This window comes from Candidatus Kuenenia sp. (assembly GCF_039794105.1).
Classification (GTDB): Bacteria; Planctomycetota; Brocadiia; order Brocadiales; family Brocadiaceae; genus Kuenenia.
Genome location: NZ_JBDIWA010000010.1, coordinates 90,090 through 101,604, shown reverse-complemented (window position 1 = coordinate 101,604; position 11,515 = coordinate 90,090). Strand labels below are relative to the sequence as shown.

7 protein-coding genes are annotated in these 11,515 nt (G+C 44.3%); all 7 read left to right on the top strand.

The window, feature by feature from the left end; genetic code table 11:
* Positions 1-601: 601 nt before the first annotated feature.
* The 7 genes from ABJL82_RS07420 (at position 602) to ABJL82_RS07390 (ending at position 11,448) form a co-directional block, all read left to right on the top strand.
* The gene (locus tag ABJL82_RS07420) at positions 602-1,375 is read left to right on the top strand and encodes an AAA family ATPase (protein WP_347274099.1); all 774 of its coding nucleotides are present in this window, start codon (positions 602-604) and stop codon (positions 1,373-1,375) included.
* Between the two features lie 370 nt (positions 1,376-1,745).
* On the top strand, positions 1,746-3,707 hold the full coding sequence (gene cooS, locus ABJL82_RS07415; protein WP_347274098.1) for an anaerobic carbon-monoxide dehydrogenase catalytic subunit: 1,962 nt from the start codon (positions 1,746-1,748) through the stop codon (positions 3,705-3,707).
* Positions 3,708-3,736: 29 nt separating this feature from the next.
* The gene (acsB, locus tag ABJL82_RS07410; RefSeq protein ID WP_347274097.1) at positions 3,737-5,920 is read left to right on the top strand and encodes an acetyl-CoA decarbonylase/synthase complex subunit alpha/beta; all 2,184 of its coding nucleotides are present in this window, start codon (positions 3,737-3,739) and stop codon (positions 5,918-5,920) included.
* Between the two features lie 264 nt (positions 5,921-6,184).
* Positions 6,185-6,802, top strand: coding sequence for an ATP-dependent Clp protease proteolytic subunit (locus ABJL82_RS07405; protein ID WP_347274096.1), 618 nt, complete (start codon positions 6,185-6,187; stop codon positions 6,800-6,802).
* A 358-nt stretch (positions 6,803-7,160) separates the two neighbouring features.
* Positions 7,161-8,501: an acetyl-CoA decarbonylase/synthase complex subunit gamma gene (acsC, locus tag ABJL82_RS07400; RefSeq protein WP_347274095.1), complete on the top strand. Its 1,341-nt coding sequence runs from the start codon at positions 7,161-7,163 to the stop codon at positions 8,499-8,501.
* Between the two features lie 203 nt (positions 8,502-8,704).
* A complete protein-coding gene (locus tag ABJL82_RS07395; RefSeq protein WP_347274094.1) occupies positions 8,705-10,639 on the top strand; it encodes an ASKHA domain-containing protein in 1,935 nt (644 codons plus the stop codon).
* Positions 10,640-10,653: 14 nt separating this feature from the next.
* Positions 10,654-11,448 (top strand): carbon monoxide dehydrogenase accessory protein CooC, encoded by a 795-nt coding sequence (locus ABJL82_RS07390; RefSeq protein WP_347274093.1) that lies wholly within the window; start codon positions 10,654-10,656, stop codon positions 11,446-11,448.
* The last annotated feature ends 67 nt before the right edge of the window (positions 11,449-11,515 follow it).

Here is an 11,515-nt window from a genome sequence, read left to right as displayed (position 1 = left end):
AGGTGTGCGCCGTTAAGGTAGAGAAAATGTAAAAAAACACTACGGTTACTTTTTTGTTTCAGAGATATAGCAGCGATTATTTGTATGCTTAATCTGAATATGAATGAAACAACCCTGACAGGGTTAATACTCTATCGATTTTTGTGCAGGACACACAAGAATAACTCGACAATGTTTATTGCGGCGTAGACTAAGGATTCAATCCTTATGATCAAACCAACGAAAGATTTGTTTGGAATTAAACAGGGTATTTGCTAATATTTACTTTGAATATGTATTTGTTTTCATGCGATAACGATTACATATTGTAAAAAAATATTGTGTAAGGTATTAGCCGGTTTTGGTTTTTGCGGAAGGCAGGGCTTCGGCGAATTAGTAGCTTATCAGTAATTTCTTTGCATTTTTTTGCAAAATATTTAAATGTGAAATCCGAAACAAATCCGAATAACAAAGCATAAAATTCAAAACATACAAAAAATATGAAGCACGAAAAAGATACATTTGTTTAGAATTTCAAATCATTTTGTCATTAGAAGTTGTTTCGAATTTTTTATTTCTTGCTTGTTTGGTTCTGGCTATGCCAGCTTATAAGGATAGCATCATGAAAATAGCGATATCGGGGAAGGGCGGGGTGGGGAAAACGACTTTTGTTGCGGCGTTGGCGAAGGTGTTTAAAGAAGCCGGAAAAAAAGTCATAGCCATTGATGCCGATCCTGTCTCGAATCTTGCGGTAACGCTTGGTTTTATGAAGGGAACGGAAATAATCCCCATCAGTCAGATGAAGGATTTAATAAAAGAACGTACAGGTGCATCGGACGAGTATGGAAAATTTTTTAAATTAAACCCCACTGTTTCTGATTTACCGGAAAAACTTTCTCTGGAACAGGATGGCATCAAACTAATGGTACTGGGCGCCATAAAACACGGTGGCAGCGGGTGTGCCTGCCCGGAAAGTGCGTTTTTGAGAACACTTCTTAGCCATTTGATAGTGCAAAGAGACGAGGTCGTACTTGTAGATATGGAAGCAGGCGTGGAACATTTGGGGCGGGCTACTGTAAAAGCCGTAGATGCATTGATCGTAATAGTAGAACCAGGCTCTAAAAGCATACAAACGGCGTTTCAGGTAAAAAAACTGGCTGAAGATATCGGTCTCACCTCTGTTTATGCGGTGGGTAATAAAGTAGCTTCCGAAGAGCATAAGGCTTTCATTCAAAATGGACTTGATGGTATTCCTCTTTTGGGGTTTATTTCATATGATGAGAAAATACTTGAATCGGATATTAAGGGGATAGCCGCTTTCGCTGAAAACAACAAATTATTAGGGGAAATCTGCCAAATTAAAAACAAGGTAGAAGATATCCTTAAAAAGAAGTAAAAAAATAGTAGTGTTCTTTTCACTTGATTTCAATATATGAACAATTATAATTGGCGTTTCTCTCTTCTCTATCAGGAAGAAGAAGTGGGTAATAGACGATTTTTGGCAACTTCTCAATAAGTTGAGATAAACAGCCCCCTGGTTCCTTTATTAATGGGGGAATACAGTACAATCGGCAGTCGGCAATCCACAGTCTGCAGATTGCAAATTGCAGATTGTGGATTGCCGATTGCCGACTGAGGACTGAGCCCTGTGGTAGGTAGAAATTATTATAAAAACCTCAACTTATTGAGAAGTTAGGCCCTTTGCATATATGACGGGGGGGGCCTGACGGTAATTTTTCACCAATAAAATATTGGAGGATGTGTCAATGGAAGATAAGCAAAAGACAACAGACCAAATAATGCTGGATAAAATGCGTGAATCAAATGTGGAGACGATGTATGACAGATACAAGGCTCAGCAACCGCAATGTGGCTATGGAAGCCTTGCTCTATGTTGCAGGCATTGCAACTACGGACCATGCAATATAGACCCGTTTGGCCCTGGTCCGAAAAGAGGCATTTGCGGTGCAGATGCAAATACTTTTGCAGCGAGGCATTTTCTTCGCATGTGTGCTGCGGGAACTGCGTGCCATTCAGATCATGCACGTGCAGCCGCCCATCTTTTGGTGGCAACGGCAAGAGGCGAGGCCCCTGGTTACCGTATAAAAGATGTAGAAAAACTCAAAATGGTTGCGGAGTGTTTTGATATTAAAACGAAGGACAGAGATATAAACGAAATTGCCGAAGAAGTTGGCGAAATGGCGTTAATGGAGTTCGGAAAACCTTATGGAACGCTTTTGTTTCTCAAACGTGCCCCTGCGGCACGCCAAAAGATATGGGAAAAATTAGGAATTGCATCCAGGGCTATTGACCGGGAGGTCACAGAAAGTATGCACCGTACCGGTATGGGTGGAGACCAGGATTACAGAAATCTTACAAAGCAGGCGATGCGTGTGTCTCTGGCGGACGGCTGGGGCGGTTGTATGATTGCCACCGAACTCCAGGACATTATGTTCGGAACCCCTAAGCCGGTACAGGGAAGAGCGAACCTTGGCGTTTTGAAGAAGGATTACGTAAATATAGTTGTTCATGGGCATGAACCCCAACTGGCGGAAGCAATTGTTATGGCTTCCACTGGCCCCGATATCGAAAAAGCAGTGGCGGCAGTGGGCGCAAAAGGCATTGTGATTGCCGGTCTCTGTTGTACCGCAAACGAGCTTCTTGTCCGGCATGGCATCCCAATGGCGGGACACATGACGATGCAGGAGGGGGCAATGGCAACCGGGGTTGTGGAGGTGATGGTTGTTGATATCCAATGCGTAATGCAGGCGCTTGCGGAAACGGCAAAACATTTCCACACAAAGCTTATCACTACATTATCCAAGGCAAAAATCTCCGGTGCGGAACACGTTGAATTTGAAGATGAAAATGCATTGGAGTCCGCCAAAAAAATAATTCTGATGGCTATCGATAATTACAAAAATCGTGATAAAAAAAAGGTGTTTATCCCGGACGCTTCCGAACCTAACCTCATTGCAGGATTTAGCCATGAAACAATTAAATATATGCTGGGGGGAAGGTTTAGGGCAAGTTACCGGCCTTTAAATGATAATATCATCAACGGAAGGATCCGGGGCGTTGTTGGGATTGCAGGTTGTACAAGCCCGAAAGCCGGAGAATGCACACAATCGTATGTTGATTTGGCGAAGGAACTCATCGCAAACAATATCCTGGTTGTTGCAACCGGGTGTGCAGCAGGACAATGCGCCTCCGGCGGTCTTATGCTCCCCGAATTAAAAGATCAGTGCGGGGCGGGATTAAAAGAGGTTTGCGAGGCGGTAGGCATACCTCCTGTCCTTCATTCCGGAGCCTGTGTGGATAACAGCCGTATTCTTATTGCCTGTTCTGAAATGGCAAAAGAGGGCGGCCTGGGGAATGATATCAGCAACCTCCCTGTAGCAGGGGCATGTCTGGAGTGGATGAGCGAAAAGGCGATCGCTATCGGGCAGTTTTTGGTAGCTTCCGGAATTTATACGGTATTCGGGATGAATTCCCCGGTTGCCGGCGCGCCTGATTTGCAGAAACTGCTCACAAAGGAATTGGAAGAACAGGTAGGCGCAAGATGGGATTTTCAGCAGGATATAAAAAAAATCGGCAAGATGTTGATGGATCATATCGAAATGAAAAGAGAGGCTCTCGGTATAAACGTAAAGAAAGAAAGGAAGCTTTACGATATGGCGGAACGAAGAGCGTTGGAGCAGGAATGTAAACCTGCCGGGCATCATTAAAAAAAAATGGATTAAAGGGGCGTTGTTTTATGTCAAAGATAATTTGTTCTGCCGCAATACGCGGAGCGTATCAGATCGTGGATAAGGCGGATAAAAAACTTACCGAAGCAATCGAACAAAAAGGGCGGGATTGTAAAGTCGAATTTCCTAATACTGCGTATTATCTGCCCATCATATATTCCATGACGGGTATTCCCGTTAAAACACTGGAAGATTGCGTTCATATTATAGGTATGGCAAGGAGCATGCTGCCTCCGCTGCCTGCGGAAAAACACTGGGTTCCTTATTTGGGACATACGCTGGACGCCGGCATGGCGACCCTCTTTGCTGAAGAAGTCTATGAGGTTTGCAAATACCTGATAGGGCCTCCGCCTGTTGAAGGGATTTGGCTGGGCGCTGCTGACGATATTATTATGCGTGAAAGAGGTATTGAGTTTGTGGATGGCACTGCGCCTGGATTTGCCGCAATTGTCGGCTGCGCTCCCGACGCCGATACCGCAGTAAAAATCGCCAGGGAACTTCAGGAAAAGAATCTGTATGTATTCATGCAATCGGACAATTTTGGAATTTCGTTTGCCGAACAACTGGAAGAAAAAGGGGTGCAAATGGGATGGGACACACGTCTTGTGCCCTTTGGAAAAGAAACATCCGCTGCCGTGTATTCTCTGGGATTCGCAAACAGGGCAGCCCTTTCATTCGGGAACGTGCCTCCGGGTGAGGCGCGCAGGAATCTCCTTTATAATAAAAACCGCATTTTTGCCTTTGTTCTGGCGCTGGGAACTGAAGTAACAGATGAACAATATGCAAATGCCGCCGGAGCTATCAACTATGGCTTCCCAACCATTACCAATATTGACATACCGGAAATTTTGCCTACGGGAGTCTGCACCTATGAACACGTAGTGTCAAGGGTGCCTGTTGATAAAATTGTGGATAAATGCATCGAAGTGCGCGGGTTGAAGATTTCCATCCACAAGGTAGATCTCCCGGTAGCATATGGGCCTGCCTTCGAGGGAGAGCGTATCAGAAAAGATGACATGCAGATAGAAATTGGCGGACCTGGCGTACCTGCCTTTGAATTTGTTTGCACAAAGGAAGCAGATGAAGTGGAAGACGGCAAAATACAGGTAATAGGGCCGGACCTAGACGAGATGCCACAAGGGCCAGGCGTATCTATCGGTATTGTGGCAGAAGTGGCAGGCAGAAAAATGCAGCCTGATTTTGAACCTATTTTTGAACGCCAGATGCATCGTTTTCTTGGCGAGGCGCAGGGTATTTTCCATATGGGGCAGAGGGACATTATTCGGCACCGTATAAGCAAAGACGCATTTAAGGCAGGTTTGCGGCTGAAACATATCGGAAAAATCATTCATGCTAAATTTCACGGGGAATTTGGAGCCATTATTGATAAGGTGCAGGTAACCCTGTATACAAAAAAAGAAGACGTGGAAGGGAAGTTAAAAGAGGTGCGCGCCGCATTTGCAGAACGTGATGCGCGGTTGGAGGGTATGACGGATGATTCTGCAAATCTCTTTTACAGTTGTACGCTTTGCCAGAGTTTTGCCCCCTCTCATGTCTGTATTGTTACCCCTGAACGGTCTGGTCTGTGCGGTTCCGTGAGCTGGCTTGACGGGAAAGCGGGTTATGAAATAAACCCAACAGGACCCAACCAGCCCATAGAAAAAAGAAAGGTGATTGACGACAGACTGGGCCAGTGGGACGGCACAAACGAATTTTTATATAACAGCTCGAACCGGGCGCTGGAAAAGGTCAGCCTTTACAGTATAATGACCGATCCTATGACAAGCTGCGGCTGCTTTGAATGTATTTCGGCGATGCTGCCCATGACGAATGGGATTATGGTGGTAGATCGTGATTTTACGGAAATGACCCCAAGCGGCATGAAATTTTCCACAATGGCAGGTACTGTAGGCGGTGGTCTCCAAACTCCTGGGTTTATGGGGCACAGCAAATTTTATTTGGGAAGCAAAAAATTTATTTCCGCCGACGGGGGTTTGGCAAGGGTAGTGTGGATGCCGAAGGCATTAAAGGAAGAACTTTCGGAACCGCTTGAAAAGACGTCAAAAGAACTGGGTTTGGAGGATTTTCTGGATAAAATTGCCGATGAGACTGTAGCCCAGACGGAAGAAGAAGTATTGGAATATATGCAAAAAGTAAACCACCCTGCCTTGTCCATGGATCCAATGTTCTGAGAAAACCCCATCTTTGTAGAGATGCATTGCATGCATCTGGAAACGGCTAATTAACAAACCCACCCCTAACCCCTCCCAAGAGGGGACTGTCTAATTCCCCTCTTGGGAGGGGTTAGGGGTGGGTAAAATGAATGCCGTGGGGTTTTGTCTTTTAAAAACCCAACTTATTTTAAGCATATTAAAGCATGTTGTTCCGCAATTTTATTATTCAATAGAGAGTGGAATGAAATTATTTTTTACAGGATTTTACCGTGGAGTGAATGTATGATTTTTGAAATGCCATTTTTAAACACCAGGGGTGATAGCGAAGAGGAGAAAGAAGAGAAAAAGCGTGGCGGGGGAGATTTAATAGCAAGACTGCTGAAGACGCGCACGATTATTGTTACGGATGAAGTAAATAAAAAAATGGCAGAGAGGGTGATAACGCAACTCTTGCTCCTCGAAGCGGATAATGATGAAGATATCAAGGTATTCATTAATTCTCCGGGCGGAGACGCCGACGCCGGTTTTGCGATGTACGACATGCTGCGCTTTGTTAAGCCGAAAATTAAGGCTATTTGTGCGGGGGTAGTTGCCAGTGCGGCGGTCATTATTCTTTTAGGAGCAAAAAAAGAGGACCGGTATAGTTTGCCAAGTTCGCGCGTCCTTATCCATCAACCTTCCACCGGTATCCATGGAACTGCATCGGATATTCAGATCGAGGCAACCGAAATACTGAAATGCAGGGAAAAAATTAATCGTTTGATTTCCGGAGAAACTGGTCAACCGATAGGGAAAATAGAGGCAGACACAAAGAGGAATTTTTGGATGTCTGCCGAAGAAGCTTGTCAGTATGGTTTGGTAAATAAAATCATATCCACCAGCGAGGACTTAAAAGTATAGAGATATAGTACCTTAATCAGTAATTTCTTCGCATTTTTTAGCAAAATATTTAATGGTAAAATCCGAAATGCTAAATACGAATCCTCCCCCTTATCCCTTCCAATGGGGAGAATGTCCCTCGCTGGCGGGGGTGCAGGGGCTGTATTTTGGAATTTGTTTCGTATTTCGCGCTTCGTATTTTTTACCTTGTGCTTGTTTGGTTCCGGCTGTGTCCGTTTAGGCTGGATAATTACTTGATATTTTAAATAATCATGTATAGAATATTTACCCCTTTTCCTTATATATTACATAATGGCAAAGGGGTATTTTTTTTATATAAAAAAAATTGCTAACTTCTTTATCGAAAGGATGTTGATGAATGGCTTTAACCGGACTGGATATTTATAAGCTGCTTCCAAAAACAAATTGCAAAAAATGTGGGAGGCCTACGTGCCTTGCCTTTGCCATGCAATTGGCGCAAAAGAAGGCAAATCTTTCGGATTGCCCGGACGTAAGTGAAGATGCTAAAAATACGTTAGGCGCCGCTTCGGCTCCCCCGATAAAACTGGTAACCATCGGAGCAAACGGCAAAAAGGTGCAGGTAGGCGAAGAAAACGTCCTATTCCGGCATGATGAAAAATTTTACCATCCCACCGGCATAGGGATTACCATTTGTGACGATTTAAGCAATGAAGCGTTCGACGAACGCCTGAAAAAAATTAATCAGATGAAGGTTTCGAGGGTTGGCACAGAGATTGAAATTGATCTGATAACACTCATTAATAAAAGCAATACACCGGAAAAATTTGCCGATGCGGCAAAAAAAATAAGCGAAGGTTCCCACCATTGTATTATCTTAAGCAGCACCTCCGTAGATAATATGAAATCTGCCCTCGCAAATTGTGCGGGGAAAAGGCCATTGCTGCATGGCGCAAATGCGCAAAATTGTGCATCGATGGCAGCATTGGCGGTAGAAAATAAATGCCCGATGACGGTGACCGCCCCTACTCTTGAAGAGCTTGCAGACCTCGCTGAATGCGCAAAAAAAGCAGGCGTGGAAGAGATTGTCCTTGATGTAAGCGGTGATAATCCCAGGGATGTATTGCAAAAATTAACAAAAATCAGACGCGCAGCCCTTAAGAAAAACTTTCGCGCCATCGGATACCCCGCCATTACGCTTGTTTTAGAAGAAGACCCATTCCAGGAAATTTCGTTAGCCGCAACATATGTGGCGAAATACGCAGGTATTGTGGTGGTGAATAATTGTGAACCCTGGGGAATTATGCCGTTGCTTACCGTCAGAACAAATTTATATACCGACCCACAAAAGCCAATACAGGTCGAACCAAAGCTGTATAGTATAGGCGACGTGAAAGAAAATTCACCGGTTATCTTCACTACCAACTTCTCTCTTACTTATTATACGGTAGAAGGAGAGGTTGAGGCGAGCCGGGTTCCTGCTTACATACTGTCCGTTGATACGGGAGGCACTTCAGTGCTGACCGCTTATTCGGGAGACAAGTTAAATGATAAAACGGTAGCAAAGGCCATGGAGGCTGCCCAGGTGGCCTCTAAGGTGAAACACAAAAAATTGATTATTCCGGGACTTGTCGCAGCAATGTCTGGAAAATTGCAGGAAACCCTTGGGTGGGAAATACTTGTGGGACCGAGAGAAGCCTCCGGAATACCCTCTTACCTGAAGACCGAGTGGCATAATTAGAGGTACGAGGTACGAGGTACGATTTACGCTTTAAAATTCCAAATCGTAAATCATAAATTAATAAAAAAAGAAACCACAGATTTCACAGATTAAAAAAATCTAAAATCGTAAATCGTACATACAATTATGTTCGGTATCAATATGCCGTACTAAATTTTTTAGAAAATCAGATACTTTTGGCTATAAAAAGCCGTGGAAATAGCATGGAAGATTCACAGTATACAATACATTTTCTCCCCAATGATATAACTGTTGAAATAGAACCTGGAAAGACGGTGCTTGATGCCTCATACAAAGGAGGTCTCTTCATTAATGCCTTATGCGGAGGGGACGGCACCTGCGGTAAATGTAAGGTAATTCTTCAGTCCGGGAAAACACAAAGACTGCCTTCCTCCCATATTTCCGGAGAAGAAGCAGAAAAAGGATATGTGCTTGCATGCAAAACATTAATAGATGATAACCTTGAGGTATTTATTCCCGAAGAGTCACGGCTGGACAAGAGCCGGATACTGGTAGGGGATAGTATGCTGTTTTCCGGTTCTCAGGCGGCCATTAGCCCGGGAGTCGAACAGTTTAAACATGCCCCACTGATAAATAAGATATACCTTGAATTACCACGCCCAACCATGGACGACAACATGGCGGATTACGAAAGGCTATGCCAGGGCGTCTCCTCGAAAACAACCATTTCTCCGGAGAAATTATCCATACCCTTTGCTGTATTAAAGCAACTGCCGTCTCTGTTAAGGAGCAGCGACTGGAAGGTAACCGTAACCCTGGCAAACAGAAGCCCATTATTTGAAATAACCGAGGTGCAGTCAGGCGACGTAAGCGCAAACAATTATGGGATAGCTGTTGACGTTGGAACCACAACAGTAGTAGCACACCTGATTAATTTGTCCACCACGGAAACCATTGACGCCGAAGCCACCTATAATTCACAGATCAAGTACGGGGACGATTACATCCAGAGAATTATGTATGCTGCCCAAAATAATGCGATGGAAATGATGCACGAAATGCTGACAGAGGATGTTAACCACCTCATATCCACGCTGGTGAAAAGGAATACCCTGAATATCCACGATGTCAATGCCGTCGTTTGCGCAGGCAATACGGTAATGACTCATTTTCTCATGGGCCTTGACCCGACTAATATCAGAAAGGAACCGTATCTTCCTGTTGTAAATATTATTGCGCCAATAAGGGCAAGTGAAATCGACGTCAGGATTAACAGTCATGGCCTGCTTTACACACTGCCCTGTGTCGGGGCTTATGTCGGCGGAGATATCTCTTCCGGCGTTTTATCCATAAGATTGGATAAGGCGGAGGCATTATCACTGCTGATAGATATCGGCACGAATGGTGAAATTGTGCTGGGAAACAAGGACTGGCTTGTATGCTGTTCGGCGTCCGCCGGACCGTCTTTTGAAGGTAGTGGAATTTCCTGTGGTATGCGTGCGGCAAAAGGCGCCATTGAAAAAATAACCATTACACCGGACTTTGAAGTAATGTACAAAACAATAGGGGACGCCCCCCCCTCCGGAATTTGCGGCTCCGGGTTATTGGAATGCCTGGCAAATCTGGTAAGAAGCGGCGTTATCGACCGGACGGGGAATTTTCAAAAAGGGATAAACACGGAAAGATTACGGTTTACGGATAACGGACAGGAATTTCTCCTTGTAGACAGGAAAGAAACGGCAAAAAAGAAAGACATCGTTATTACGCAGGCGGATATACAGAACCTTATCCGGTCTAAAGCGGCTATTTATTCCGCGATTTCCACCTTACTGGAATCTATGGGAATGGACGTGGAAAGTATCGAACAGGTGTACCTCGCCGGGGGGTTCGGAAATTACCTGGATGCAAAAAGCGCCGTTACCATTGGCATGCTACCTGATGTTACTCTATCAAAAGTGCATTTTGTCGGCAACACTTCGATCATCGGTGCAAAAATGACCTTATTCTCCGCGGAAGCCCACGAAGTTGCAAAAGAAATTGGTGCGAAAATGACCTATATTGACCTGATGAGTAACAATAAATATATGGAAGAATATGTATCGGCAAACTTTCTTCCTCACACGAATATCGAAAAATTCCCCTCCGTGGTAGAAGAATTAATGGTGAGTAAAAAATAAAGGATATCCATATTATGGCTTATAACATTGCAGTTGCAGGAAAAGGCGGTACGGGGAAGTCTACTATCTCCGCGCTTATCATACGATACATCACCGAAGAATTAAACAAGACCGTTTCAGCGGTTGATGCAGACCCTAACTCTTCCCTTGGACCATTGCTAGGTCTGCACATCGACAGTACTATTGCTGACATACGGGAAGATATAGTTGAAAAAAAAGCGGAGTTTCCTACGGGCATATCGAAGGACAGATACATAGAATATTGTATCGAGGAATCGATTGTCGAAAGAGACAAATTTGACCTTTTGACCATGGGCAGGCCAGAGGGACCAAAATGCTATTGTTATGTCAACAATCTACTGCGAAAATATCTTGATAAAGTAGGAACTACCTATCCTTTTGTTGTGCTGGACAACGAGGCGGGGATGGAACATCTTTCACGAAGAACAACAAATAATATTGATTTTCTGATGATAGTCAGTGAACCTACCATTGTAGGCGCATTGACTATGCAGCGTATAATTAAACTGGCAGATTCCCTCCCGATAACGATTAAGGAAAAATTTTGCGTTTTAAATCGCGTGCCTGAAGAGGGTATTCATGAAAATCTGCAGCAGAAACTGGATAGCCTGGGGATTAAAGTTTCTGCCATATTCCCATTCGACCAGGAAATATACAATTCTGCGGCGTGTGGAGTCTCCGTCTTTGAAATCTCACGGGAGAGTAAATTCTATCGGAAATTGGGGGATTTTTTACGGCAACATTTGCCCGCAACCGCGCTTGAAAAAGGCGCTGCCGGCAAAATATGATTTTATCATAATAGTTCACCCCTTCTGGATTGTCCCAGTATTAGAAAAGGACCCACCCCTAGCCCCT

Excerpts from the sequence above, each read along its gene's own strand:
- ABJL82_RS07420 (WP_347274099.1), top strand. The coding sequence starts at position 602 with ATGAAAATAGCGATATCGGGGAAGGGCGGGGTGGGGAAAACGACTTTT.
- cooS (WP_347274098.1), top strand. The coding sequence starts at position 1,746 with ATGGAAGATAAGCAAAAGACAACAGACCAAATAATGCTGGATAAAATG.
- acsB (WP_347274097.1), top strand. The coding sequence starts at position 3,737 with ATGTCAAAGATAATTTGTTCTGCCGCAATACGCGGAGCGTATCAGATC.
- ABJL82_RS07405 (WP_347274096.1), top strand. The coding sequence starts at position 6,185 with ATGATTTTTGAAATGCCATTTTTAAACACCAGGGGTGATAGCGAAGAG.
- acsC (WP_347274095.1), top strand. The coding sequence starts at position 7,161 with ATGGCTTTAACCGGACTGGATATTTATAAGCTGCTTCCAAAAACAAAT.
- ABJL82_RS07395 (WP_347274094.1), top strand. The coding sequence starts at position 8,705 with ATGGAAGATTCACAGTATACAATACATTTTCTCCCCAATGATATAACT.
- ABJL82_RS07390 (WP_347274093.1), top strand. The coding sequence starts at position 10,654 with ATGGCTTATAACATTGCAGTTGCAGGAAAAGGCGGTACGGGGAAGTCT.